The organism is Phycicoccus avicenniae (assembly GCF_018139485.1).
GTDB classification, from domain to species: Bacteria; Actinomycetota; Actinomycetes; order Actinomycetales; family Dermatophilaceae; genus Phycicoccus; species Phycicoccus avicenniae.
Genome location: NZ_JAGSNF010000007.1, coordinates 1 through 25,234 on the forward strand (window position 1 = coordinate 1; position 25,234 = coordinate 25,234).

21 protein-coding genes, 1 other RNA gene and 1 pseudogene are annotated in these 25,234 nt (G+C 74.4%); 9 read left to right on the forward strand and 14 right to left on the reverse strand.

From position 1 onward, the window contains the following. Positions 1-123: 123 nt before the first annotated feature. The 6 genes from KC207_RS06470 to KC207_RS06495 form a co-directional block, all read right to left on the reverse strand. Complete coding sequence (locus KC207_RS06470; RefSeq protein WP_211602110.1) at positions 124-1,089, reverse strand: zinc metalloprotease; 966 nt, start codon at positions 1,087-1,089, stop codon at positions 124-126. Positions 1,090-1,242: 153 nt separating this feature from the next. Further along, positions 1,243-1,551: a DUF3039 domain-containing protein gene (locus KC207_RS06475; protein WP_211602112.1), complete on the reverse strand. Its 309-nt coding sequence runs from the start codon at positions 1,549-1,551 to the stop codon at positions 1,243-1,245. 26 nt (positions 1,552-1,577) lie between these two features. Next, positions 1,578-2,138: a YqgE/AlgH family protein gene (locus tag KC207_RS06480; protein WP_211602114.1), complete on the reverse strand. Its 561-nt coding sequence runs from the start codon at positions 2,136-2,138 to the stop codon at positions 1,578-1,580. Beyond that, positions 2,135-4,090 (reverse strand): DEAD/DEAH box helicase, encoded by a 1,956-nt coding sequence (locus KC207_RS06485; protein WP_211602116.1) that lies wholly within the window; start codon positions 4,088-4,090, stop codon positions 2,135-2,137. Before KC207_RS06485 ends, KC207_RS06480 begins: the two co-directional genes overlap by 4 nt. Positions 4,091-4,309: 219 nt before the next feature. Then, the gene (locus tag KC207_RS06490; RefSeq protein ID WP_211602118.1) at positions 4,310-4,681 is read right to left on the reverse strand and encodes a VanZ family protein; all 372 of its coding nucleotides are present in this window, start codon (positions 4,679-4,681) and stop codon (positions 4,310-4,312) included. Beyond that, positions 4,678-6,141, reverse strand: coding sequence for an NAD-dependent malic enzyme (locus KC207_RS06495; protein ID WP_211602120.1), 1,464 nt, complete (start codon positions 6,139-6,141; stop codon positions 4,678-4,680). The genes KC207_RS06490 and KC207_RS06495 overlap by 4 nt, the downstream gene beginning before the upstream one ends. A gap of 79 nt (positions 6,142-6,220) precedes the next feature. Between KC207_RS06495 and KC207_RS06500 the strand changes: the two genes are divergently transcribed. Both KC207_RS06500 and KC207_RS06505 read left to right on the forward strand, forming a co-directional pair. After that, positions 6,221-6,841, forward strand: a complete 621-nt coding sequence (locus tag KC207_RS06500; RefSeq protein ID WP_211602122.1) for an SIMPL domain-containing protein — start codon at positions 6,221-6,223, stop codon at positions 6,839-6,841. After that, a complete protein-coding gene (locus KC207_RS06505; RefSeq protein ID WP_211602124.1) occupies positions 6,838-7,452 on the forward strand; it encodes a hypothetical protein in 615 nt (204 codons plus the stop codon). Before KC207_RS06500 ends, KC207_RS06505 begins: the two co-directional genes overlap by 4 nt. A 45-nt stretch (positions 7,453-7,497) precedes the next feature. Here KC207_RS06505 and ssrA read toward each other — a convergent pair. After that, positions 7,498-7,866, reverse strand: a transfer-messenger RNA (tmRNA) gene (ssrA, locus tag KC207_RS06510). 96 nt (positions 7,867-7,962) lie between these two features. Beyond that, positions 7,963-8,889 (reverse strand): hypothetical protein, encoded by a 927-nt coding sequence (locus KC207_RS06515; RefSeq protein WP_211602126.1) that lies wholly within the window; start codon positions 8,887-8,889, stop codon positions 7,963-7,965. 122 nt (positions 8,890-9,011) lie between these two features. Between KC207_RS06515 and KC207_RS06520 the strand changes: the two are divergent. Both KC207_RS06520 and KC207_RS06525 read left to right on the forward strand, forming a co-directional pair. Continuing rightward, positions 9,012-12,390, forward strand: a pseudogene (locus KC207_RS06520) (pyruvate carboxylase). A 118-nt stretch (positions 12,391-12,508) separates the two neighbouring features. Beyond that, entirely contained in the window at positions 12,509-12,682 is a 174-nt protein-coding gene (locus KC207_RS06525; RefSeq protein ID WP_211602133.1) for a CsbD family protein, read from the forward strand. A gap of 58 nt (positions 12,683-12,740) precedes the next feature. Here KC207_RS06525 and smpB read toward each other — a convergent pair whose 3' ends face one another. The 4 genes from smpB to ftsE form a co-directional block, all read right to left on the reverse strand. After that, on the reverse strand, positions 12,741-13,220 hold the full coding sequence (smpB, locus tag KC207_RS06530; protein WP_211602135.1) for an SsrA-binding protein SmpB: 480 nt from the start codon (positions 13,218-13,220) through the stop codon (positions 12,741-12,743). Positions 13,221-13,293: 73 nt separating this feature from the next. Next, positions 13,294-14,661 (reverse strand): peptidoglycan DD-metalloendopeptidase family protein, encoded by a 1,368-nt coding sequence (locus KC207_RS06535; RefSeq protein ID WP_211602137.1) that lies wholly within the window; start codon positions 14,659-14,661, stop codon positions 13,294-13,296. A gap of 200 nt (positions 14,662-14,861) precedes the next feature. Continuing rightward, on the reverse strand, positions 14,862-15,761 hold the full coding sequence (ftsX, locus tag KC207_RS06540) for a permease-like cell division protein FtsX (protein WP_249138602.1): 900 nt from the start codon (positions 15,759-15,761) through the stop codon (positions 14,862-14,864). Between the two features lie 8 nt (positions 15,762-15,769). Then, the gene (gene ftsE, locus KC207_RS06545) at positions 15,770-16,471 is read right to left on the reverse strand and encodes a cell division ATP-binding protein FtsE (RefSeq protein WP_211602141.1); all 702 of its coding nucleotides are present in this window, start codon (positions 16,469-16,471) and stop codon (positions 15,770-15,772) included. A 244-nt stretch (positions 16,472-16,715) separates the two neighbouring features. Between ftsE and KC207_RS06550 the strand changes: the two genes are divergently transcribed. After that, on the forward strand, positions 16,716-18,794 hold the full coding sequence (locus KC207_RS06550; RefSeq protein WP_211602143.1) for a cell wall-binding repeat-containing protein: 2,079 nt from the start codon (positions 16,716-16,718) through the stop codon (positions 18,792-18,794). Between the two features lie 229 nt (positions 18,795-19,023). Further along, on the forward strand, positions 19,024-21,111 hold the full coding sequence (locus KC207_RS06555) for a cell wall-binding repeat-containing protein (RefSeq protein WP_211602145.1): 2,088 nt from the start codon (positions 19,024-19,026) through the stop codon (positions 21,109-21,111). 12 nt (positions 21,112-21,123) lie between these two features. Here KC207_RS06555 and KC207_RS06560 read toward each other — a convergent pair whose 3' ends face one another. Both KC207_RS06560 and prfB read right to left on the reverse strand, forming a co-directional pair. Next, entirely contained in the window at positions 21,124-21,603 is a 480-nt protein-coding gene (locus tag KC207_RS06560; protein ID WP_211602147.1) for a TY-Chap domain-containing protein, read from the reverse strand. Further along, positions 21,600-22,712, reverse strand: coding sequence for a peptide chain release factor 2 (gene prfB / locus KC207_RS06565; protein ID WP_211602149.1), 1,113 nt, complete (start codon positions 22,710-22,712; stop codon positions 21,600-21,602). The genes KC207_RS06560 and prfB overlap by 4 nt, the downstream gene beginning before the upstream one ends. Before the next feature lie 66 nt (positions 22,713-22,778). Here prfB and KC207_RS06570 point away from each other — a divergent pair, with 66 nt between their 5' ends. Genes KC207_RS06570 through KC207_RS06580 form a run of 3 tightly spaced genes read left to right on the forward strand, consistent with a single transcriptional unit; the run spans position 22,779 to position 25,230 of the window. After that, positions 22,779-23,333 carry a hypothetical protein gene (locus KC207_RS06570; RefSeq protein ID WP_211602151.1) on the forward strand — a complete coding sequence of 185 codons (555 nt, stop codon included), beginning with the start codon at positions 22,779-22,781 and terminating at the stop codon, positions 23,331-23,333. Between the two features lie 39 nt (positions 23,334-23,372). Further along, positions 23,373-24,671, forward strand: coding sequence for a magnesium transporter MgtE N-terminal domain-containing protein (locus KC207_RS06575; RefSeq protein WP_211602153.1), 1,299 nt, complete (start codon positions 23,373-23,375; stop codon positions 24,669-24,671). Next, a complete protein-coding gene (locus KC207_RS06580) occupies positions 24,664-25,230 on the forward strand; it encodes a DUF1003 domain-containing protein (RefSeq protein WP_211602155.1) in 567 nt (188 codons plus the stop codon). Before KC207_RS06575 ends, KC207_RS06580 begins: the two co-directional genes overlap by 8 nt. Positions 25,231-25,234: the final 4 nt, after the last annotated feature.

Genomic DNA, 25,234 nt, shown 5'->3' on the forward strand with positions numbered 1-25,234 from the left:
GGGGCGGGCGGGGGGGGCCCCCCCCCCCCGCCCCGGCCCCCCCCCCCCCGGCCCCCCCCCCCCCCCGGGGGGGGGGCCCCCGGGGTGTGCTAGCGGACGGTCACCGTCGGCGGCCGTCGCGGGTCAGGCGCGGTAGGCCGTCCAGGCTCCCTGCATGCGGGCGACCTGACCGTCGGTGAAGTGGTCCATGCAGCTGTCGTAGGTGTAGTCCATGAAGTTGCGGATCGGGTCGAGGCCGCCGCCGGCGCACGAGTCGCGACCCACGGGGCACTCGTACGCGGGGGACGCCTCCGGGGCGGTGTCGTCGACGTAGTCGCCGCTGCCGGAGCAGCCGCCCTGGAAGGTGTGGTAGAGCCCGAGCCAGTGGCCGACCTCGTGGGTGCCGGTGTCGCCCTCGTCGTAGTTCGTCGCGCTGCCACCGGGCAGGCTCGCGTCGAGGAGGACGACCCCGTCCATCGGGTCGAGCCGGGACTTCGGGAAGGTCGCCCACCCGAGGAGCCCGCCGCCGAGGTCGGCGGTGTAGACGTTGAGGTCTCCCATGTCGCCCTTGCGCAAGGACTTCTTCATCGACCGCTCGGCGCTGCTGCCGTTCGTGATGCCGTTGTACCAGGACGCGTTGTCCGTGCGGTCCGTCCCCGCGGTCCGGAAGGTGAAGCCCGACCCCGCGTAGCCCTCGTTGAGGACCTGCAGCTGCGCGGCGAGGTCGGCGTCGGAGAGCGCGCCGTTGCTGCCGTCGGTGATGACGTGCCAGTAGACGTCGATGACGGCCGAGGTGAACTGCCCCGAGCCGCCGCCGCCCGGCTTGCCCTTCTGCTCCACGCCCTTCCCCGTGATCCGCAGGCCCTTGGCGGCGAGGGCCTTCGTGAGCGCGGTGTCCATCGCGGCGGCCTGCCGGTCGCTGAGGTCGTGCGGGTCCTTCCGGTGCCCGTCGGCCGCACGGCCGCCGACCTCCTCGGTGTGGGTGACGCAGTCGGCGCCGACGCCGTCGACACCGGCCGTCGGGGCGGCGACGGCGGAGCCGAGCGGGAGGACCGCGCCGGCGGCACCGAGAGCGAGTGCGGCGAGCGAGGAGACAGGACGAGTACGCATGTCGACCTTTCGGGGGTCCGGGGACCGCACCTCGTGGCGCGGCTGGTCGACGAACCTACTGGCGGGTCGGTCACGCGGTGGTCCGGCACCGGTAAAGAACCCGTAAGACCTGCGGCGCGGACGAACGCGGGCCGCAGGATCGACGTTCCGGCGTCAGTCCTCGCCGTCCTGCGGCGCCTTGAGGCCCTGGTAGATCTCCTTGCACGTGGGGCAGACGGGGAACCGCTCGGGGTCGCGGCCGGGCACCCACTTCTTCCCGCAGAGCGCCGTGACGGCCTCGCCGGTCATCGCGCTCTCGAGGATCTTCTCCTTGCGCACGTAGTGCGAGAAGCGCTCGTGGTCGCCGGGCTCGGCGACCTCGGGCGTGGTCTCGGTGCGCTCGAGGACGGCGGTCTGGGTCTGCGGCCCGTCGGGGCCGTCCGGCCCGCCCGGCGCGTGCGGGTCCTGCGGCGTGCTGCTCATGGGCACCCAGGGTAGGCGCTCACGGCTCAGTTGAGCTCCGGGTCCGCCGGGAACCACGCGACCCAGCGCAGCGGCGGCGCCTGGCGACGCAGCACCCGGTGCCACAGCCCGCCCGGGTCGCCGGAGAACGCGTCGCCGGGCTCGGCGTCGACGACGTACCAGGACCCCGTCGCGATCTCGGTGTCGAGCTGGCCCTCGGACCACCCCGCGTACCCGGCGAAGATCCGCAGCCCGGACACCTCGGTCGCGACGTCCGCGGGCGTCGAGTCGAGGTCGACGAGCGCGACGGCCCCGAAGAGCCGCCGCACGCCCGTCGGGGCCGGCGAGTCGCCGGGGACGGCGACGAGGCCGAGGGCGGAGTCGAGCTGGACCGGGCCGCCCTGGAACATCGTCGCCGGGCTGCTCGCGACCGACTCCCAGCCGGGCAGGACGCTGTCGATGCCCGCCTCGATGGGCCGGTTGAGGACGACGCCCTGGGCGCCGTCGTCACCGTGGTGCAGGACGAGCACGACCGAGCGCCGGAAGACGCCCTCCTCGATCTGCGGGGTCGCGACGAGGAGGCGTCCGGTGGCCGGGAGCGCGCTCACGCCCCCATTCTGCCCGGCCGTCCCCCGGACCGGCCGCCCTGACCGCCCTGGGAACGCTGCGGACGCCCACCGCGAGAGCCACCCGGCCGGCCGCCGGGGCCTCCGCGGCGCGGACCGCCACCGCGGCGGCCCTGACGCTTGTCGCCCTCGAGAATGGGCTTCCACACCTCGTCGGGGACGGGGACGCCGCTCGGCTCGCGGCCGCCGATGGCGAGGACCGTCTCGTCGCCGGGTCGGACCTTCGCGGTCTGCGCCTCGGCGCCGGCGCCCTCGATGATCCGCTCGACCATCCTGCGCTGGTGGGGCAGGGCGATCATGACGACGGCACCCTGCTCGCCCGCGCGGGCGGTGCGCCCGGCGCGGTGGAGGTAGTCCTTGTGGTCCTTCGGCGGGTCGACCTGGACGACGAGGCCGATGTCGTCGACGTGGATGCCGCGGGCGGCGACGTCCGTCGCGACGAGGACCGGCACCCGCCCGTCGCGGTAGGCCCCGAGGACGCGGTTGCGCACGCCCTGGCTCAGCCCACCGTGGAGGGCCGCCGCGAGGACACCGCGGCCCCGCAGCTCGCCCGCGATCCGCTCGGCACCGAGCTGGGTGCGCGCGAAGACGACGGTGCGTCCCTCCCGGCCGGCGAGCTCGGCGGTGAGCGCCTTCTTGTGCTGCGGGTCGATGAGGAGCACGTGGTGGCTCATCGTCGTCACCGCGGCCTGGGCCTCGTCCGTCGAGTGGGTCACGGGGTCGACGAGGTACGTCTGCACGAGGGTGTCGACGCCCCGGTCGAGGGTCGCCGAGAAGAGCAGCCGCTGACCGCCCGCGGGCACCGCGTCGAGGATGCGGGTGACCTCGGGGACGAAGCCCATGTCGGCCATGTGGTCGGCCTCGTCGAGGATCGCGACCTCGATGCCGCCGAGCTCGACGGCGCCGCGCTCCATGAGGTCGACGAGCCGCCCCGGCGTCGCGACGAGGACGTGGACGCCCCGGTCCAGCGCCTTGATCTGCCCCTCGTAGGACAGGCCGCCGGCGACGAGCCGGTGCCGCAGACCGCTCGCCTGGAGGAACGGCTCGAGGGCGTCGCTCACCTGCATGGCGAGCTCGCGGGTCGGGACGAGGACGAGCGCCTTGGGGCGCTTCGGGACGGCCTTGCCGCCACCGGTGAGCCGGGCGATCGTCGGCAGGCCGAACGCGAGCGTCTTGCCCGAGCCCGTGCGGCCGCGGCCGAGGACGTCCCGGCCGGCGAGGGCGTCGGGGATCGTCGCGGCCTGGATCGGGAACGGCTCGGTGATGCCGTCGGCGGCGAGCCGCTCGACGACGCGCTCCGGCAGCCCGAGGGCGGCGAAGCCGTTGTCGGCCGTCACCTCGCGGGGGCCGCCCGCGGCGACGGAGCGGTAGCGGGTCCAGGTGTCGGCCTCGGCGCGCTCGGCCTCGGCCTCCTCGAAGGTGCGCGGCAGGTCGGAGCCGGTCGCGTGGCGGCCCTCGTGGCGGTCGCGGCGCACCGGGTCGGCGACGCGGGGGTCCCGGTCGCGGTAGGGGCGCTCGCCACGCTCGCGGCGCGGGCGCTCGTCGTGGGGACGACGCGGGCGGTCGTCACGGCGCGGACGGTCGTCCCGACGGAACCCCTCGTCACGACGGGGACGGTCCTCGCGGCGCGGACGGTCGTCCCGGCGGAACCCCTCGTCACGACGGGGACGGTCGTCCCGGCGCGGGCGGTCGTCCCGGCCGCGCTCGTCGCGCGGACGGTCCTCGCGCTGCCGGTCGCGCGGCGGACGGCCGGCGCGGCGGGGGTCGTCGTCGCTCCAGCGGGCGGAGCGCTCGGCGCGGGGCCGCTTCTCCTTCGGCGCGCTCGAACGGGTGTCGGCCGACTGGCCGCGGTGGGGCTTCTTGCGTGCCTTGGCCTTCTCGGCCTTCTTGGCAGCGCTCCAGCGGGCCTTCGGCCCGGTCGCCTTCTTGGGCATGGGGTGGTTCACCTGTGTTCCGTGTTTCGCGAATGGGGCAGACACGTCGTCAGCCGATGGCGAAACAGCGAGCACAACGAGTCTCAGACCAGGAGGTCCGGGGGCACCGGTTCGACGTCGGGTGTGTCACCGGTGGCCACGAGGTGGGTCGACAGGAGCCGCGCTCTGCGGCTCGAGGGGACGCGGCCATGCGTCCGGCACCGTCGTGGACCCCCGAGTCTACCAGCGCGTGGGACCCCTCTCGGACCGCCGCAGGGCCACGGCGACCCCGACCCCGAGGGCGACGCCGACGAGGTCGGCCACGGCGTCGAGGGGGTCGCCCGACCGGGCCGGCAGCAGCGTCCCCTGGAGGACCTCGCTCAGCACGGCGTGCCCGGCGAGGCCGAGGACGACCGCCCGCACGTGCACCCCCACGAGGAGCAGGAGGACCGCCGGCACGGCGAACACGGCGACGTGGACGACCTTGTCGGCGTGCGGGAACGGGGAGACGCCCGGCCCTTCGGGCGCGTAGAGCACGACGCCCTGGACGACGAGCGCGACCGCCGCCGCGCCGAGGAGGGCCCGGGATCTCGACGGCGCCGGGACGCTCACCCGACCGGCGGGACGTCCGGCCGCGCCGTGGGGTCCGGCAGGGCCGGCGGCTCCTCGTCGCTGTGCGCGATGACGGTGCGCCGGACGGCGTCCGCGACGACGGTGCTGACGTCCGGGTTGAAGACGCTCGGGATGATGTAGGTCGCGTTCCGCTCCTCGTCGCCGACGACGTTCGCGAGCGCCTCGGCGGCCGCGAGCAGGACGTCCATCGTCACGTGGCGGCTCGCCGCGTCGATGAGGCCGCGGAAGACACCGGGGAAGACGAGGACGTTGTTGATCTGGTTGGCGAAGTCCGAGCGGCCGGTCGCGACGACCGAGGCGTGCCGGGCGGCGACCTCCGGGTCGATCTCGGGGGTCGGGTTGGCCATCGCGAAGACGATGCCCCCGTCGGCCATCGCCGCGACGTCCTCCTCGTCGAGGATGTTCGGCGCGGAGACCCCGAGGAAGACGTCGGCACCGCGCATCGCGTCCTTGAGCGAGCCGGTGAGCCCCTCGGCGTTCGTGTGCTCGGCGATCCACGCCTGGTTCTCGAACCGGCCGGACCGCACGTCCTCCCGACCCGCGTGGATGACGCCGTCGACGTCGGACACGACGACGTGTCGCGCCCCCGCGTGGAGCATCAGCTTGAGGATGGCGGTGCCGGCGGCCCCGGCACCGCTCATCACGATGCGGACGTCCTCCAGCTCCTTGCCGACGACCCGCAGCGCGTTGCGCAGGGCGGCGAGGGCGACGATCGCGGTGCCGTGCTGGTCGTCGTGGAAGACCGGGATGTCGAGCTCCTCGCGCAGCCGGGCCTCGACCTCGAAGCAGCGGGGGGCGGAGATGTCCTCGAGGTTGATCCCCGCGAACCCGGGCGCGATCGCCTTGACGGTGCGGATGATCTCCTCGGTGTCGGTCGTGTCGAGGCAGATCGGGAAGGCGTCGATGTCGGCGAACCGCTTGAACAGCGCCGCCTTGCCCTCCATGACCGGCATCGCCGCGAGCGGACCGATGTCGCCGAGCCCGAGGACGGCCGTCCCGTCGGTGACGACGGCGACGGTGTTGCGCTTGATCGTCAGGCGCCGCGCGTCCTCGGGGTTGCGGGCGATGGCCTGGCAGACCCGCGCGACGCCCGGGGTGTAGACGAGCGAGAGGTCGTCACGGGTGCGGATCGGCACCTTGGACTCCACGGTGAGCTTCCCACCGAGGTGGAGGAGGAAGGTGCGGTCGGACACCTTGCCGATCTCGACGCCGTCTACCGCGCGCATCGTCGCGACGATCTCGTCCGCGTGGTCCGGGTCCCGGGTGAGCATCGTGAGGTCGACCCGCAGCCGGGTCTGACCCGAGCCGGTCACGTCGAGTCCGGTGACGACGCCCCCGGCCCGTTCGATGAGGCTCGTCATCTCGCTGATGGCGGTGGGGCTCGCCGGGAGGACGAGACGCACGGTGACACTGTTCGCGATGGAGGGTGCGGCGGGCATGGCCCGATTCAACCGCGTACCGGGGGGTAGCCCGAACTCGGCTCGCGGGCAGGGACACCGCGGGTCCTACAGTGACGGCATGGCAGACCACGTGGAGGTCATCGGCAGCGGCAGCGCGAGCGCCGTGCCGGACGTCGCCGTCCTCGACGTCCGGGTGCGCGTCGAGGCCCGTGAGGCCGGCGCCGCCCTCGACGCCCTCGCCGCCCGGCTCGAGGACGTCCGCGCCGCGACGCGGGCCGCGGGCCTGCGCGACGCGGACCGTCGCACGACGTCCCTCGGGCTCACCGACCGTCGCGACCGCGACCACCAGGCCGTCGTCGGGTACCTCGCCCACCAGGGCCTGCGGCTCGTCGTCCGGGACACGGGACGGGTCGGGGACCTCGTCGCCGCGCTCGGTGCCGCGGCGGGTGACGCGCTCGGCGTCGACGACATCCGGTTCGAGGTCGCCGACCGCGCCCCGCTGCGGGAGCGGGCCCGGGCCGCCGCCTTCGAGGACGCCCGGGGACGGGCCCTCCAGTACGCGGGCCTCGCCGGCCGGGGGCTCGGGCCCGTCCTGCGGGTCACCGAGCACGAGGGAGCGGGCGGCGGGCCGCAGCCGATGACGCGCAGGGTCGTCGCCACGGCGTCGATGCCGGTCGAGGCCGGCGAGACCGAGGTCGGCGTCACCGTGTTGGTGCGCTTCGCGCTGGAGGCGTCGTGAGCTGGGTGGACGCTCTCGGCTGGTTCGGCTCGGCGCTGCTCGTCTTCAGCCTGCTCCAGGCGCGCATCCTGCGGCTGCGCGTCCTCAACACGGTGGCGTGCGTCATCCTCGTCGTCTTCAACGCCCTCCTGGCGGTGTGGCCGATGGTCGCGATGAACGTCGTCCTCGCGGCCATCAACCTCTTCTTCATCGTCCGGATGCTGCGCGAGCGCGGCGACGAGGAGGCGTACGCGGTGCTGCCCGTGGGCGCCGGAGACGCCTACCTGCGTCACTTCCTCGCCGTCCACGGCGACGACATCGACCGGCACTTCCCCGCCTTCCGCACGGCCGAGGGCGAGGGGCGTACGGCCTACCTCGTCCAGCGCGGCGACGAGACGGCCGGGGTCATCGTCGTCCGGGACGCGGGGTCCGGGACGGCGCAGGTCGAGCTCGACTACGTGACGAAGCGGTTCCGCGACTTCGCCCCCGGGGAGTTCGTCTTCCGGCACTCCGGGCTCTTCCGGGAGCGCGGGTTCACCCGCGTCCTCACCGCTCCGGGCATGGTCGCGCCCTACTACGACCGGCTCGGCTTCGCGCGGGAGGGCGACCGCTACCGGCTCGACGTCGTGTGAGGGAAGGACCACCGGGTCCAGCCGAGCAGCGTGGGAGGACCTCGAGGGTGGAGGTGGCGGGAATCGAACCCGCGTCCACTGACAGGTGACCAGGGCTTCTCCGGGCGCAGTGCGCTGTGGATTTTCTCGGCCCCGGGGCTCGCGCGCACACGTTCCCCGACAGGCCCAGCCGAGGTGGGAGTCCCGCGTCGCCCCTCGGCGCGACGACGCGGCAAGACCTCTAGCTGACGCTGGTGATTAGACCGAGGTCGTGTCTAGGCCAACGGACTTCGGGCTCGCTCAGGCGGCGAGGGCGAAGTCGGTGCGCTTGGAATCGGCACCTATTGGTTTGCACGGAGCGTTGTACGAGATGACCGTGCGTCCTCGGCCCGCTTCCCACTGATCATCAGGTCAATGTCGAAACCGATCACCCCCCTGAGGGGGTCCTCCCACGCTGTTCAGTTGTTCCGGTAGCCGACACCCTGACAGGTGGGTCGGACACCGTCAATCGCGATCAACGACGGAGCGCCGTCACCTGTTCCCGTGCCCGCGGCCCCTCCCCTCGCCCGGCGTCGCCGGTGTCGCGTGCTCGTGCGCCGGCTTCGCCTTCTTCGGCTTCTCCGCACGCGCGGGCGGGGAGGTGTGCGCCGGCTTCCCCGGCGTCGCCTTCGTCGGCTTCTCCGCGCGCGGGGGCGGGGACGTGGGCGCGGGCTTCCCCGGCTTCGGCTTCACCGCCCGCGCGGGCGGGGAGGTCTGCGCCGGCTTCTGCGGCTTCGCCTTCGTCGGCTTCTCCGCACGCGCGGACGACGGGCTCGCCATGGCCGCGGTCGTCGGCGCGTCCCGGCCCGTGGACGTGGGGCCGCGCTCCGAGGGACGGGCCTGCGGCCGCGCGTCGGAGGAGCGGCCTGCGGTGCCCCGCGCACCGGACGCGGTCCCGGTCGGGGGCACCACGGTCTCGGACGGACGGGCCTGCCCCGCGTCTGCGTCCCGGGCCCGGGACGCCGCGGCGACGACGAGGCCGTCCTCCACCGGTGGCGTGGTCTCGGCGGGGTCCACCGGGGACGTCACGTCGGGCGCGTCCGTCGCGTCCGGCCCCGGAGCGAGGTCGTCGCTCGCCGGGCCCGGGGCGGACGGGTCCCCGGTGCCGGGAGCGGGCGGGGCCTCGGGGGCCGGTGTGGACCGGTCCTCGGTCTCCGGAGCGGGCGGGTCCTGGGCCTGCGGGGCGTCGGGGGGTGCATCGGGCCCCGGGAAGAACCGCGGGGGCGCGGCCCACGTCGGAAGGCCGTCCCCCGGCACCGAGCGCGACGGCGTCGGGACGAGTCCCAGCTGCTGGAGCGCGTTCGGCTGGGCGACCACCGCGAGGCTCACGGCGAGCAGCCCCGCACACGCCACACCGACCGCCTGGAGCACCTTCACGTGCGTCGAGGCGGCGGGACGGCGCATCCCGGGCGTGGCCATGTCCCCAGGGTAGGTCCCCGAGGTCCGTCCCGCGTCCCGGCACCCCTCCGGAGGACGGGGCACCCGGACCGCCCCCGTCACTAGGGTTGACCTCGCCGCGCACCCCGACCGGGAGGTCCCTCGTGTTCCACAAGATCCTCGTCGCCAACCGAGGCGAGATCGCCGTCCGCGCCTTCCGTGCAGCGACCGAGCTCGGCGCCAAGACCGTCGCCGTCTTCCCGCACGAGGACCGCACGTCCGAGCACCGGCTCAAGGCGGACGAGTCCTACGAGATCGGCGAGCCGGGCCATCCGGTCCGCGCCTACCTCGACCACGAGGCGATCGTGCGGGTCGCGGTCGACTGCGGCGCGGACGCCGTGTACCCCGGCTACGGGTTCCTGTCCGAGAACCCCGACCTCGCCGAGGCCTGCGCGCGCCACGGCATCACGTTCGTCGGACCGCCACCCTCCGCCCTGCACCTCGCCGGCAACAAGGCGCGCGCCATCGCCGCCGCCCGGGAGGCGGGCCTGCCGACGCTGCACGGGGCCGAGCCGACGACCGACCTCGACGCCCTCGCCGCGGCCGCCGAGGAGATCGGCTTCCCCGTCTTCGTCAAGGCCGTCTCCGGCGGCGGCGGCCGCGGGATGCGCCGGGTCGACGAGCGGCCCGCCCTGCGCGAGGCCCTCGAGGCGGCCCAGCGCGAGGCCGACGCCGCGTTCGGGGACCCGACCCTCTACCTCGAGGAGGCCGTCGTGCGGCCCCGCCACATCGAGGTCCAGGTGCTCGCCGACGCCGACGGCCGCGTCCTGCACCTCTTCGAGCGGGGACTGCTCGGTCCAGCGACGGCACCAGAAGGTCGTCGAGATCGCCCCGGCGCCGGGCCTCGACCCGGACCTGCGGGAGCGGATGTGCGCCGACGCGGTCCGCTTCGCCGAGGCCATCGGCTACCGCAACGCCGGCACGGTCGAGTTCCTCCTCGGCGAGGACGGACGGTACGTCTTCATCGAGATGAACCCCAGGATCCAGGTCGAGCACACCGTCACCGAGGAGGTCACCGACGTCGACCTCGTGGCCTCCCAGATGCGGATCGCCGCGGGTGCGACCCACGAGGACCTCGGCCTGCGGCAGGAGGAGATCGTCACCCGCGGGGCGGCCCTCCAGTGCCGGATCACGACCGAGGACCCGGCGAACGGGTTCCGGCCCGACGCCGGGTCGATCACCGTCTACCGCTCGGCCGGCGGCGGGGGCGTCCGCCTCGACGGCGGGACGGTCTTCGTCGGCGCCCAGGTCAGCCCGCACTTCGACTCGATGCTCGTCAAGCTCACCTGCCGCGGCCGGGACTTCCCGAGCGCGGTGCGCCGTGCCGGGCGGGCCCTCGCCGAGTTCCGCATCCGCGGGGTCTCGACGAACATCCCCTTCCTCCAGGCGGTCGTCGACGACCCCTCGTTCCGCCGCGGCGAGGCGACGACCTCGTTCATCGACGAGCGCCCCGGCCTCCTCGAGGCCCGCACCCCCGCCGACCGCGGCACCCGGCTGCTCCAGTACCTCGCGGACGTCACGGTGAACCAGCCGCACGGACCGGCCCGCAGCCACCTCGAGCCCCGGACCAAGCTGCCGGCCCTCGACACCGACGCCCCGCTCCCCCCGGGCAGCCGCGACCTGCTCCAGCGCGTCGGACCGGCCGAGTTCGCCCGCCGGCTGCGCGAACGCACCGACGTCCCCGTCACCGACACGACCTTCCGGGACGCCCACCAGAGCCTGCTCGCGACCCGGGTCCGCACCCGCGACCTGCTGCACGTGGCCGGCCACGTCGCGCGGACGACACCGCAGCTGCTGTCGGTGGAGGCCTGGGGCGGGGCGACCTACGACGTCGCCCTCCGCTTCCTCCACGAGGACCCCTGGGAGCGGCTCGCCCTGCTCCGGGAGGCGATGCCCAACGTCCCGCTCCAGATGCTGCTGCGTGGCCGCAACACCGTCGGCTACACCCCGTACCCGACGAGGGTCACCGACGCCTTCGTCGCCGAGGCGGCGCGCACCGGGCTCGACGTCTTCCGGATCTTCGACGCCCTCAACGACGTCGAGCAGATGCGCCCGGCCGTCGACGCCGTCCTCGGCACCGGCACGGCCGTCGCCGAGGTCGCGCTCTGCTACACCGGCGACCTCATGGACCCGGGCGAGGACCTCTACACCCTCGACTACTACCTCCGCCTCGCCGAGCGGATCGTCGGCACCGGGGCGCACGTCCTCGCGGTCAAGGACATGGCGGGCCTGCTCCGCGCACCGGCGGCACGGCGGCTCGTCACGGCGCTGCGCGAGAACTTCGACCTCCCGGTCCACCTGCACACCCACGACACGGCCGGCGGACAGGTCGGGACCCTGCTCGCCGCCATCGACGCCGGGGTCGACGCCGTCGACGCCGCGACGGCCTCGATGGCCGGCACGACGAGCCAGCCCAGCCTGTCCGCCCTCGTCGCCGCGACGGACCACACCGAGCGGCCCACCGGGCTGGACCTCGACGCGGTCTCGGCGCTCGAGCCCTACTGGGAGGCCGTCCGGCGGCTCTACGCACCGTTCGAGTCCGGTCTCGCCTCCCCCACGGGACGGGTCTACGTCCACGAGATCCCGGGCGGTCAGCTGTCGAACCTGCGCCAGCAGGCGATCGCCCTCGGCCTCGGCGACCGCTTCGAGGACATCGAGGACATGTACGCCGCGTCTAACCGGATCCTCGGCAGCATCGTCAAGGTCACCCCGAGCAGCAAGGTCGTCGGCGACCTCGCGCTCGCCCTCGTCGGCGCGGGCGCCGACCCCGCGGCCTTCGAGGCGGACCCCGCCTCCTTCGACGTGCCGGACTCGGTCGTCGGGTTCCTCTCCGGCGAGCTCGGCGACCCGCCGGGCGGGTGGCCCGAGCCGTTCCGGACCAAGGCCCTGCAGGGACGCACGGCCCGGCCCCGGGTCACCGACCTGACGCCGGAGCAGGAGGAGGCCCTCGTCTCCGACCCGCGGCGCGCCCTCGACGCGCTGCTGTTCCCCGGCCCGACCCGTGAGTTCGAGGAGGTCCGGGAGCGCTACGGCGACCTGTCCGTGCTCGGCACGGCGGAGTTCCTCCACGGTCTCGAGCACGGCGTCGAGCACGAGGCGGAGATCGAGCCCGGCAAGCGGCTGCTCCTCGGGATCAGCTCGGTCGGCGAGGTCGACCGGCAGGGCATGCGCACCGTCATGTGCACCCTCAACGGGCAGTTCCGCCCCGTCCAGGTCCGCGACCGCTCCGTCGAGGCGGAGACCAAGACGGCCGAGAAGGCCGACCGCGGCAACCTCGGACACGTGGCCGCGCCCTTCGCGGGAGTCGTCACCCCGACGGTCGAGGAGGGCCGGCGGGTCGAGGCCGGGGACGTCGTCGCGACGATCGAGGCGATGAAGATGGAGGCGAGCATCACGACGCCGACGGGCGGCACCGTCGAGCGGCTCGCGGTCGACGGCCACCAGCAGGTCGAGGGCGGCGACCTCGTCCTCGTCGTCGCGTGAGCGCCGAACCGGTCGTGACCTGCGGTGTTCATCCTTCGTCGAAGGTTGTACGGTGGAACGGTCAGCGCATCGGCCGACCCGAGCGGCCAGTGCATCCGCACGACGAAGGGAGACGCTCATGGGACTCGGTGACAAGGTGAGGAACGCCGTCCAGGACGCCACCGGCAAGGGCAAGGAGGCGACCGGTCGGGCGACCGACGACGAGCGCCTCGAGGCCGAGGGTCGGACCGACCAGAGCGAGGCCGACCTGCGCAAGGCCGGGGAGAACGTCAAGGACGCGTTCAAGCACTGAACGCTCTGCCGCTGCCCCCGCCCGCGACCGCGGCGCGGGGGCGGTCGTGCGTGGGGGGTCAGACCTCGCCGCGGCGCCGGGCGGCGATGGCCCGGTCGGCGTCGCGCCGGTCCTGCTTCTCGCGCAGGGCGTGCCGCTTGTCGTAGGCCTTCTTCCCCGTGACGACGGCGATCTCGACCTTGGCGCGGCCGTCGGAGAAGTACAGCGACAGCGGGACGACGGTCCGGCCGGACTCCCGGGTGGCGTGCGCGATCTTGTCGATCTCCCGCCGGTGCAGGAGGAGCTTGCGGCGTCGCCGCGGGGTGTGGTTGGTCCACGTGCCGTTGAGGTACTCCGGGATGTGGACGCCCTCGAGCCACAGCTCGCCGTCCCGGTCCAGGCCGGCCCAGCCGTCGACCAGCGAGGCCCGTCCCATCCGCAGCGCCTTGACCTCGGTCCCCATGAGGACGAGGCCGGCCTCGTAGGTGTCCTCGACGTGGTAGTCGTGACGGGCCTTGCGGTTGCTCGCGACGAGCTTCTTCCCGGTCTCCTTGGTCACGGACCCCAGGCTACCGGTCAGGTCACCCGCCGCTCGCACCGGTTTCCGGCCGGCACCGCCGCCCGAGGGCGCGTCAGAGCCAGGAGCGCGGGTCGACGAACCCGCCGTTCTGCAGGGTCTCGAAGTGCAGGTGGCACCCGGTGGAGGTCCCCGTCGTCCCGACGTAGCCGATGAGCTGGCCCCGGCTCACCGAGCCGCTGCCCTTGGCGATGCTCGACAGGTGGTTGTACGTGCTCGCGAGGCCCGTGCCGCGCTGCCATCCGTGGTCGACGACGACCCGGTTGCCGTAGCCACCGCCCCACCCCGAGGAGATGATCGTGCCGCCCGCGGCGGCGTAGACCGGCGTGCCGCAGTTCGCGGCGTAGTCGCGGCCCGAGTGCAGCTTCCAGTAGTGATACTCGGGGTGGAAGCGCATCCCGTACTCGGAGCTGACCCAGCCGGAGCGGACGGGGACGCTGAGGGAGAAGCCGCCCGAGGACGACCCACCCGAGGACGACCCACCACCCGAGGACGACCCACCACCGGAGGACCCGCCCGAGGAGCCCCCGGAGGACCCACCGGACGAGCCGCTCGAGCTCGCCTTGCGGCGACGCTCCTCCTCGGCCCGACGCTTGGCCTCGGCCGCGGCCTGACGCCGCGCCTCGGCCTCGGCGCGCTTGCGCGCCTCCTCGGCCCGCTTGCGCAGCACGGCCGCGAGCCGCTGCTGCTCCTGCTGCATCTCGGCCAGCTGCTCCTTGTCGGCGGCGAGCTGGTCCTCGTACTCGACGGTGCGGGCCTCCTGGGTCGCCGCGAGCGCCTCGAGGTCGGCCTTGGCCTGGTCCGCGGCGTCCCGGGCGGCCTCGGCCTCGGCGAGCGCGTCCTCGGCGGCCTTCTTCTTCCGGTCCGAGTCCTCGCGCAGTGCGGTGAGCCGGTCCTCGAGGGCGGTGAGGTTGGCCTGCTCGGTCGTGAGCCGCTGCATCGTCCGGTTCTGCACGTCGAGCACGGTGTCGACGAGGACGAGCCGGTCGGCGAAGTCCTGCGGCTCGGTGCTCGAGAGGGCGACGTCGAGCTGGCCGAAGCCCTGCTCCTGGTAGATCTGCGCGGCGAACTGGGCGATCCGGGACCGCCCGGCGACGACCTCCTCCTCGGCGCTCGCGAGGTCGGTCCGCGCCTTGGCCTCGTTGGCCTTGGCGACCTCGAGGGCCTGGACGGCCTGCGCGCGGGCCAGGTCGGCCTCGTCGGCACGGCTCTGGGCCTGCTCGAGGGCGGCCCGCGCACCGGGCAGCCGGGCCTGCGTCGAGGCGAGGTTCTCCTTCGCCGTCGCGAGGGCCTTCGAGGTCTCGTCGAGGTGACCCTCGAGGGACTCGACCTGCCGGTCCACCTTCCGCTTCGCGGCGTCGGGGTCGGTCGCGGCGGGGGCCGGGAGGGCGGCCGTCGTCACGAGCGCGGCGGAGCAGGCCACCCCCCCTCCGAGCGCCGCGAGACGCCGAGGGTCGCGGAGGAGCGCACGGTCACGACGTCTCATGAGCACCATTGGTAACACGATTCACAGGAGTATTCCCACTCCACGGCAGAAATTCTGGACGCCAGGAGCGTACTCGTGTATCAGCGATCCCACAGGCCGTTCGCGGAGAGCAGTCCCCCGACCGGTCGGCCGGCGGGTCAGACGCGCAGGTAGCGGCGCAGGGTGACCAGGCTCGTCGCGACGGCGATGAGCAGCACCCCGCCGAGCATCCACGGCGCGAAGAACCACACGTCCGACACCCCGATGAACGCCTGGGACAGGGCGATGCGACTCGCCCCCTCCGTGAAGACGTACTGCGTGAGCCCGACGAGCAGCCCCACGGCCAGCACCCCACCGAGGGAGGAGACGATGAGCATCTCCGTCACGAACGGCATCCGGATGGTCCAGTTCGACGCCCCGACGAGCCGCATGATCCCGATCTCGCGGCGCCGGATGAACGCCGCCTGCCGGATCGTCGTCGCCATGAGCAACGCCGCGCAGGCCGCCATGAGCGCCGCGAGGAACCAGGCGAAGGCCTTGATCCAGTTGATGATCGTGAAGAACTGCGAGAGCACCTGCTCCTGGTCCTGCACGGTCGCCACCCCCGGGGCGTTCTCGAACTGCGAGGTGACGACGTCGAACTTCGTCGGGTCCTGCAGCTGGACGCGCAGGCTCGCGGGGATGTCGCCGTTCTGGACGTTGCCGGCGATGGGGCTGTTGCGGAACTGCTCGCGGAAGCGGTCGAAGGCCTGCTGCTCGGACTCGAAGAACACCTGGCTCACCTCGGGCAGCTCCTCGAGTTGGGCCCGCAGCCCGTCGCGCTGGGCGTCCGTCGCCGCCCGGCCCTCGCAGTTCGGCTGGAGGGCGTCGGCGGTGCACAGGTAGATCGAGACCTGGATGCGGTCGTACCAGTAGCCCTTCATCGTGTCGGCCTGCCGCTGGGCCAGCAGTCCGAGGCCGAGGAGGAAGATCGAGACCATCGTCACGAGGATGACCGACACGGCCATCGAGACGTTGCGGCGCAGGCCGGACCCGACCTCGCTCGCCAGGAAGCGCATCTGCACGGTCAGTCCTCCTCGTCCGGGGCCGGGTGGTAGCTGCCGGTCGCCTCGTCCCGCACGACCCGTCCGTCGGCGAGCTGGACGACCCGGCGACGCATCGCGTTGACGATGTCGTGGTCGTGGGTGGCCATCACGATCGTCGTCCCCGTGCGGTTGATCCGCTCCAGGAGCCGGACGATGTCGATGCTGATGGCCTGGTCCAGGTTCCCCGTCGGCTCGTCGCACAGCAGGATCTGCGGCCGGTTGACGACCGCCCGGGCGATCGCCACGCGCTGCTGCTCACCGCCGGAGAGCTGGTGCGGGAAGCGCTTCTCCTTGCCGGCGAGCCCGACCATGTCGAGGGTCTCGGGGACGAGCTGGCGGATCGAGTGCCGCGGCTTGCCGATGACCTGGAGGGCGTAGGCGACGTTCTCGTGGACCGTCTTGTTCGGCAGCAACCGGAAGTCCTGGAAGACCGCCCCCATCTCCCGGCGCAGCCGGGGCACCTGGCGCATCGGCATCTTCTGCAGGTCGTGCCCGGCGACGAGGACGAGTCCGGACGACGCGGCCTCCTCGCGCAGGGCGAGGCGCAGGATCGTCGACTTGCCGGACCCGGACGGACCGACGACGAAGACGAACTCCCCCCGGTCGATGTCGACGGTGACGTCGTCGACGGCGGCACGGGTCGACCGGGGGTAGACCTTCGTGACGTTCTCGAAGCGGATCATGCGGACCTGACGTCCTCGGGGTCTCGGGTGCAGGGGCGTGGAGGACCCACGGCACCGTCGAGGATAAGTCGGCACCCCGGGTGCGGCCGTGAGCGGCACACCCCTCGGCGGGTCCGTCCGGGCGCGCGGTTGCGAGTTCTCGCAACTCCCCGCGCTTCCACCCCCGCGGGGCCCCGGGAGGCCCTACGGTGCGCTCGGTGCACCGCGGGACCGCCGCCGTGCCCGTCCCCGGAAAGGACCCCCGGTGCACAGAACAGCACTCCCCGTGGCCCTCGCGACGATCGCGGCGCTCACCGTCCCGGCCGTCGCCGCGGCCCAGCCCGTCACGCCGGTCGACCCGGCCGGGGCGCCGACCTCCGCGCTGACCGGAGCCACCGCCCGTCTCGAGAGCGCACAGCGCGCCCGCGAGGCCGTCGACCGGCTGCGGCAGCGCTCCGGTGCCGGCACCTCGGCCCTCGTCGAGCCGCTCGAGGAGGTCCCCTTCTCGCCCTTCCTCTACGCGAGCCGGGACGACTCCTCGGTCCTGCTGCGGGTCGCCCCCGACGGCGCCTCGGCCACCGCCGCCCCCTCGGGCGTCCGCACGGACTGGGCCGCCGGCCCCGCCGGCGACGCGCTCGCCTACCGCGACATCCCCTCCCAGGGGGTCACCCGGGTCAGCCCGAACGTCAGCGGCGCGACACCGGTCGACTACCCCGGCGCCGACGCCGCCGCCGCGTGGGCCCCGGCCGGGGACGGCTTCGTCCAGGAGATCGGTGGCGCCCTCGTCGCCCAGTCCACGAACCCCGCCTTCTCCGCGCCCCTCGAGGTCGAGGGCGCCACCGGCGCCGCCGTGAGCCCCTACGGCACGGAGGTGTTCGTCCGACAGGCGACCGACGACGGCTCGACGCTCCTGGTCGGGCCCGCGCCCTTCGTCGGCTTCTCGGGCACCGAGACCTGGGAGGACCTCGGGCTCGCCGAGTACGCGCCGGGGGAGCCGGCCGTCGGGCAGGAGCCGGACGCCGGGGTCTTCGCCGGCGACGAGCGCACCTACCTCGCCTTCGCCGGGACGGACCCGGACGACGCCGCCCCGCACCTCTACGTCGACCACCAGGACGACCCGGACACCTGGGCCTACGTCGACCCCGTGCCCGTGGCCGACACCGGCGACGCGTGCGTCACCGTGGCCCCGGAGTTCAGCCCGAACCGTCGCCTCCTCGCCTACGTCAAGGCCGTGGGCCCGGAGGACGACCCGTGCTCGGCCACCGAGGTCCGGGTCGTGTCCGTGGGCGACGACGACCGCTACGACGCCGAGGACTCCGACAACCTCCTCCTCGCGGCCGGCGAGGAGCCCGTGACCTCGCTGTCCTGGCGGGCGAGCAACCCGGACGCCTCCAGCGAGCGGATCGGCGGGGCCGACCGCTACGAGGTCTCCGTCGAGACCGCCCTCGGCTTCTTCGGCGAGGCCTCCGCCGACGCGGTCGTGCTCGCCGGCGGCCGGGCCTACGCCGACGCCCTCACCGGTGGACCGCTCGCGGCCGCGGGCTTCGGGCCGACCCTGCTCACCCCACCCTCGGCCCTGCGTGAGGACACCTTCTTCGCGATCGACACCCTGCTCGCCCCCGGCGGCACGGTCTACGTCGTCGGTGGCACGGCCTCGGTGTCCGCCCGGACCGTCCGGCTGCTGCGCAACGCCGGCTTCACCGTGAAGCGGCTCGGCGGTGCCGACCGCTACGAGGTCGCCGTCGCCGTCGCCGAGGAGCTCGACCGGCTGCGCGGCGACCTGCCGACGACGGCGTTCGTGTCCTCGGGACGCGCCTTCGCCGACGCGCTCGTCGCAGGTCCGGCCGCGCACCTCGCGGACGGTCCGGTGCTGCTCTCCCGGGGCGGCACCCTCCCGGCCGTCACGGCCGAGTACCTCGACTCGCTCGACGCCCAGACGCAGATCTTCGCCGTCGGTGGCGCGGGCGCGGCCTCGGTCCTGACGAACGACGCGTACGAGGGCCGGACCACCTACCTCGGTGGCGCCACCCGGTACGACGTCGCCGGCAGCGTCGCCGACGCGTTCTTCGGCGGCTCGTACACCCTGGCGCTCGCCGACGGCCGCAACTGGCCGGACGCGGTGTCCGCCGGTCCGGTCATGGCCGGCTGGGGCCAGCCCGTCCTGCTGACGAACGGCCGGGCCACGCTCCCGGCCGCGACCCAGCGGGTGGCGCTGCGCAACCGGGCGTCGCTGGACTACGTCTTCGCCTTCGGCGGCACCGCCTCGGTCCCGGACGCCGCGCTCGCCGCGGGCCGGACGGCCGCGGGCGACCAGACGACGTACTACGGGCCCGACCTGCCCTGACCTGCGTCCGGCGGACGTGACGGAGGGCCCGGTGCCGGACGGCGCCGGGCCCTCTGCCGTGCCCGCCCGGTCCGGCCCGGGCCGTCGACCGGCCCCCCGGCGCGGGCCGTCCGGTCACGATCCGCCGCCGTGAGCGCGGTTCGGCCTCCGGGCGACCCCCGCAGGCCGTACGGTGCGCTCGGCGCACTCGCGGAGAGCCGCGGTGGCCACCTGAGGGGAAGGAACCCCGGTGCACAGACCACCACTGGTCGCGGCCGCCACGGCGGCCGCGGTGCTCGCCCTCCCGGCGAGCGCGACGGCGGAGCCGCTCGGCCCCACCGGGCCGGCCGTCCACGGCCTCGCGGGGCGCTCGGACGCGGACGTCGTCCGCCGGCTGCTGGACGGCGCCGAGCGCCTGGAGCGCACCGTCCCGGAGCGACCCGGGGCACCGGCCCCCTTCGTCGTCGGCGGCGCGCCGGAGGCGCCCTGGGACGAGGTCCCCTTCTCCCCCCTCCTCACGGTGGGCACGCCGACGTCCTCGACCCTCGTCCGCGTGGCCCGCGACGGCTCCGCCACGGGCACGGCGACGTCCGAGCGACCCCTCTCCGACCTCTCGAGCGCCCCCGGCGGTGACGCCGAGGCGTACCGCACCGTCCCGTCCGACGGCACGACGCGCGTCGCCCCCCTCCTGCGGGACGGTGGCGCCACCTCCCTGGGCTACCCGGCGTCCGACGTCCCGGTGGCGTGGTCCCCGGCCGGTGACGGCTTCGTCACGACCGTCGACGGCCGCCTCGTCGCTCGCTCGACGAACCCCCGCTTCTCGACCCCGATCGACGTCGAGGACGCCACGGCCGCCGCCGTCAGCCCCTACGGTGGAGAGCTCTTCGTGCGACGGCAGGCCGAGGACGGTCCGACCCTCGTCGTCGGCCCGGCACCCTTCTCGGGCTTCGAGGGCACGACGTCCTGGACCGACCTGGGCCTCTCGGCGTACTCCCCCGGGGCACCCGCGGTCGGCCAGGAGCCCGGCCTCGGCGTCTTCGCGGGCGACGAGCTCACCTACCTCGCCTTCACCGGGACCGACCCGGCCGACGGCACGGCACACCTCTACGTCGACCACCAGGACGACTTCACCGCCTCCGGGTACGGCAGCCCCGAGCGGGTCGCCGACGTCGGGGCCATCTGCGGCGGGCTCGCTCCGGCGTTCAGCCCGGACCGGCGGATGCTCGCCCACGTCGTGGCCGTCGGACCGACCGGGGCCGAGTGCAGCGAGCTCGAGGTCCACGTCCGCTCGCTCGGCACCGGGCGTCGGTACCGCGCCTCGACCCCCGACCACACCGTGTGGACCGTCCCGGCCGGAACCCCTGTGACGTCCCTCGACTGGCGCGCGCAGAACCCCGCGGCCGCCGAGTGGCGCCTCGACGGCGCCCACCGTTACGAGGTCTCGGCCTTCACGGCGTTCTTCTACGACCCGGACTCGGTCGACGCCGTCGTCCTCGCCGGCGGGCGCTCCCCCGCCGACGCCCTCACCGCCGTCCCGCTCGCCGCGGCCCTCGGCGGCCCGGTCGTCCTCACCCGGCCGACCGTGCTCGGCTGGGACACCCTCGTGGCGATCGAGTCCACCCTCGCCCCGGGCGGCACCGTCCACGTCGTCGGCGGGACGGCGTCGGTCTCCCCCCGCGTCGTGCGGCAGCTGCGCGAGTGGGGCTACACCGTCCGGCGGACCGGCGGGGAGACCCGGTACGACGTCGCGGCCAACGTCGCCCGCCGTCTCGACGTCGTGCGCGGCGGCAGCCCCGACGCCGCCTTCGTCGCCTCCGGGACGGCCTTCACGGACGCGCTCGTCGCGGGTCCCGCGGCCGCCTCGCTCGACGCGCCGGTCCTGCTGTCGCGGGGGTCCTCGCTCCCTGCCGCGACGCGGGACTACCTCGCCTCGCTCGGCACGGACGCCGAGGTCTTCGCCGTCGGCGGTGAGGGTGCCGACTCCGTGGCCGGCGACCCGCGGACCGAGGTCGTCGGCGGCGCCACGCGCTACGAGGTCGCGGGCAACGTCGCTGACCGGTTCTTCGCCGGCTGGTCCGTCCTGGCCCTCGCCGACGGCCGGTCCTGGCCGGACGCGGTGTCCGGCGGGGCTCTCATGGCCTCCGTCGGACAACCGCTGCTGCTGACCCGGGGCCGCACCCTGCCGGAGCCGACGAGGGGCCAGGCCCTGCGGACGCGGGCCTCGCTCGACCTCGTCCTGGCGTTCGGCGGCTCCGCGTCGGTGCCCCAGGCGGCGCTCGACGCCGCCGTCGTCGCCGCCGGCGACCAGACGACGTACTTCGGGCTCGACCTGCCGTGACGCGGGAGCCGGTCAGGCGGAGGTGACCGTCGGCAGCGTGGGGGCGTCGTCCTCGCGGACCACCGCGGGGTCGAGCACCTCGACGACGGTGGTCCGCACGGCCGCCGCGGCCCGCTCGGCGTCGGTTGCCGGCAGGTACGGCCCGTGGGGCACGTCGTCGGGCCAGAAGCGGACGTAGTCGCTGCCGTCGGCGTGCGAGAGGTGCCAGCCGAGACGGAGGAGGTCGGCGTGCTCGTCGGCGCTCCACGGGAAGGCGCCGTGGAAGACCTCGGGCCCGACGCACGTCCCGCGCAGCAGGTCCTCCATCCGGGTGAGCCGCACCCACGGGCGGGTCGGCACCCGCGGGGCGGGCAGGAGGAGACGGCGCCCGGCCTTCGCCCGGCGGCTGGCCCGCTCCGGTGCCTCGACGAGGAGGCTCTCGCCGTCGGCGAGCGCGCCGACCCGCGCCGCCAGGTCCGAGCGCCACGCCGCCCAGGTGGTGGGAGCCTTCACTCCGCGGCCTTCTCCTGCGCCTTGCGCCAGCGCACGCCGGCCTCGATGAACTCGTCGATGTCGCCGTCGAAGACCTTGTCGGGGTTGCCGACCTCGTGCTCGGTCCGCAGGTCCTTGACCATCTGGTACGGCTGGAGGACGTAGGAGCGCATCTGGTCGCCCCAGCTCGCCTTGATGTCGCCCGCGAGCTCCTTGCGCTCGGCGGCCTCCTCGGCACGCTTGATGAGCAGGAGGCGCGACTGCATGACCCGCAGCGCGGCGGCGCGGTTCTGGATCTGGCTCTTCTCGTTCTGCATCGAGACGACGGTGCCGGTCGGGATGTGGGTCATCCGCACCGCCGAGTCCGTCGTGTTGACCGACTGCCCGCCGGGCCCGCTGGAGCGGAAGACGTCGACCTTGAGGTCGTTCTCCGGGATCTCGATGGAGTCGGTGCCCTCGATGAGCGGGACGACCTCGACCGCCGCGAAGCTCGTCTGTCGCCGGCCGGCGTTGTCGAACGGGCTGATCCGCACGAGCCGGTGGGTCCCGCCCTCGACCGAGAGGTTGCCGTAGGCGTACGGCACGTCGACCTCGAAGGTCGCCGACTTCAGGCCGGCCTCCTCGGCGTAGCTCGTGTCCATGACGGTCGTCGGGTAGCCGTGCCGCTCGGCCCAGCGCAGGTACATCCGCAGGAGCATCTCGGCGAAGTCCGCGGCGTCGACGCCCCCGGCGCCGGCGCGGATGGTCACGACGGCGGCCCGCTCGTCGTAGTCGCCGGAGAGCAGGGTGCGGACCTCGAGGTTCGTCACGGCCTTCTTCAGCGAGGCGAGCTCGCGCTCGGCCTCGGCAATGGTGTCGGCGTCGTCCTCCTCCTGGCCCATCTCGACGAGCACCTCGAGGTCCTCGACCCGGGCGGCCATCCCGGTGACCCGGTCGTACTCGGCCTTGGCCCGCGAGAGGCCGGACGTCACCTTCTGCGCCCGCTCCTGGTCGTCCCACAGGGTGGGGTCGGAGGCCTCCTGCTCGAGGTCGGCGATCTGCTGCTCGAGGGCGCCGAGGTCGGTGACCTCGCGGACCGACGCCATCGTCGTGTGCAGGTCCTTGATCTCTTGGGTGAAGTCCGTGGCCACGAGGGGCAAGCCTACGCGAGCCCGCTCCCCCGCCCGGCGCGCCCGCGGTGTGGGAGAGTGCCCGCCATGACCGACGCCCCGGCCGAGCCGTCCGGACCGGACCCGGCCCGCCTGCTCGGCGAGGCCGCGACGAAGTCGGGGATGCTGTGGGTCCGCGTCCCCGGGGCGGGCGACCACGCCGTGTGGCACGTGTGGCGCCCCGCCGACGAGGACGCCGACCGGCCGGCCGCCGTGCTCGTCGTGTCCGGTCCCGGCGAGCAGCACCTCCCGTGGCTCCCGGCGGACGTCGTGCTCGTCCTGCGGAGCAAGGACTCCGGTGGGCGGCTCCTCACGGTCCCGGCCGTCGCCGCCGAGCTCGAGCCCGGCTCGGCCGAGTGGCAGGAGGCGGTCGACCTGCTGCGCCCCGTCCGGCTCAACGCCACCGGCGACGTCGAGGGTCGCTGGCGCGAGAGCGCCACCGTCCACGCGCTGGTCCCCGACACCGCCGCCGTGGCCCGCCCCACCGGCGACGCCGAGGGCTCCGGCGCCGCGCCAGTAAGGCCCGCCGGGCCCGCCACGGCCCGGTGGCGTCCCTGGCACCTGCGCGGTCGCGCGGGCGGACGGCGCCGCACCGCCGGGTGACGCCCACCGCGGGCCCGCCCGCCGGATAGCCTGTCGCCCGTGAGCACGCCGACCCGCGCCTTCGTCGGCCGACTGTCCGAGCTCGACGTGTTCGACCCGCTCGGGGACAAGGTCGGCCGGGTCCGCGACGTCGTCGTCACCTTCAGCGTCGCCCGGACCCGCCCCCGGGCCATCGGGCTCGTCGTCGAGGTCCCCGGGCGGCGTCGGGTGTTCGTCCCGATGACCCGTGTCACCTCGGTCGAGGGCGGCCAGGTCATCACGACCGGCCTGGTCAACATGCGCCGGTTCGAGCAGCGCGGGAACGAGACCCTCGCGGTCGCCGAGCTCCTCGAGCGTCCCGTCCAGGTCCGCACCGACACCGGTGACGTCGTGCCCGGCACCGTCACGGACATCGGCATCGAGCAGCTCGGCGCGCGCGGCTGGGGCGTCACCCGGGTCGCGGTGCGGCTCGCCGCCTCCCGGCCGAGCCGGCTCGGGCGCCTCGGCCGTCGGCGCGGCGAGACCTACGTCGCCGCCGTCGAGGACGTCCGCGGCCTGCGCGACCCGAGCGAGGCCCAGGGGGCGACGAAGCTCCTCGAGGCGTACGAGGACCTCAAGCCGGCCGACCTCGCCGAGGTCATCCACGACCTGTCCCCGCAGCGCCGGGCCGAGGTCGCCGCGGCCCTCGCCGACGAGCGGCTCGCCGACGTCATCGAGGAGCTCCCCGGCGACGACCAGGTCGAGATCCTCGTCGGCCTCGCCGTCTCCCGCGCCGCCGACGTCCTCGAGGCGATGGAGCCCGACGACGCCGCCGACCTGCTCTCCGAGCTGCCGCCGGAGCGCCAGGAGGAGCTGCTGCAGCGGATGCAGCCGGACGACGCCGCCGACCTGCGCCGCCTGCTCACGTACGAGGACGACACCGCCGGCGGCCTCATGACGACCGAGCCGGTGATCCTCGGGCCCGAGGCCTCGATCGCCGAGGCCCTCGCCGTCGTCCGCCGCAAGGAGCTCTCGACGGCGCTCGCCTGCAGCGTCTTCGTCTGCCGCCCGCCGCTCGAGCCACCCACCGGCCGCTTCCTCGGCGTCGTCCACATCCAGCGCCTGCTCCGCGAGCCGCCGCACAACCCGGTCGGCGGGATCATCGACAAGGACGTCGAGCCCCTGCCGCCGACGGCGACGCTCGGGGAGGTCACCCGGATGCTCGCGACGTACGACCTCGTCGGCATGCCGATCGTCGACGAGGACGGGTCGCTCGTCGGGGCCGTGACCGTCGACGACGTCCTCGACCACATCCTCCCGGACGACTGGCGCGAGGAGCGGCACGACGTCGTGACCCACCCGGAGGTCGGCCATGGCTGAGCGCGACCGCCGCAGGACCCGGGTCGACCAGCCGCGCACCGGGGGGCGGCGCCGGCTCTCCCGGCCGACGCTGTTCTCCGAGGAGGCCTTCGGCGTCCTGTCCGAGAAGTTCGCCCGGTTCATGGGGACGGCGTACTTCCTCATCGGGATGACGCTGTTCGTCCTCGTCTGGCTGCTGTGGAACACCCTCGCGCCGCAGCCGCTGCGGTTCGACCCCTACGCCTTCATCTTCCTCACCCTCATGCTGAGCCTCCAGGCGTCGTACGCGGCGCCGCTCATCCTCCTCGCGCAGAACCGGCAGGCCGACCGCGACCGGGTGGCGCTCGAGCAGGACCGCTCACGCGACGAGCGGGCCCTCGCCGACACCGAGTTCCTCACCCGGGAGGTCGCGGCGCTGCGACTGGCGATGCGAGACAGCGCGACCCGCGACTTCGTCCGCAGCGAGCTGCGCGACCTGCTCGACGAGATGGAGGAGCGCGGCCTGGCCGTGACGAAGCACACGGACGCGCAGGCCCCGGCGGACGGGCCCGCGGCGGACGAGGGCCGGCGGCCCACCTAGAATC

Bases quoted from the DNA above. Each gene is read 5' to 3' on its own strand.
- KC207_RS06515 (WP_211602126.1), bottom strand. From the start codon at position 8,889: ATGGCCACGCCCGGGATGCGCCGTCCCGCCGCCTCGACGCACGTGAAG.
- KC207_RS06500 (WP_211602122.1), top strand. From the start codon at position 6,221: ATGGCAGACCACGTGGAGGTCATCGGCAGCGGCAGCGCGAGCGCCGTG.
- KC207_RS06495 (WP_211602120.1), bottom strand. From the start codon at position 6,141: ATGCCCGCCGCACCCTCCATCGCGAACAGTGTCACCGTGCGTCTCGTC.
- KC207_RS06525 (WP_211602133.1), top strand. From the start codon at position 12,509: ATGGGACTCGGTGACAAGGTGAGGAACGCCGTCCAGGACGCCACCGGC.
- KC207_RS06580 (WP_211602155.1), top strand. From the start codon at position 24,664: ATGGCTGAGCGCGACCGCCGCAGGACCCGGGTCGACCAGCCGCGCACC.
- KC207_RS06570 (WP_211602151.1), top strand. From the start codon at position 22,779: ATGACCGACGCCCCGGCCGAGCCGTCCGGACCGGACCCGGCCCGCCTG.
- ftsX (WP_249138602.1), bottom strand. From the start codon at position 15,761: ATGCGCTTCCTGGCGAGCGAGGTCGGGTCCGGCCTGCGCCGCAACGTC.
- KC207_RS06470 (WP_211602110.1), bottom strand. From the start codon at position 1,089: ATGCGTACTCGTCCTGTCTCCTCGCTCGCCGCACTCGCTCTCGGTGCC.
- KC207_RS06485 (WP_211602116.1), bottom strand. From the start codon at position 4,090: ATGCCCAAGAAGGCGACCGGGCCGAAGGCCCGCTGGAGCGCTGCCAAG.
- KC207_RS06475 (WP_211602112.1), bottom strand. From the start codon at position 1,551: ATGAGCAGCACGCCGCAGGACCCGCACGCGCCGGGCGGGCCGGACGGC.
- ftsE (WP_211602141.1), bottom strand. From the start codon at position 16,471: ATGATCCGCTTCGAGAACGTCACGAAGGTCTACCCCCGGTCGACCCGT.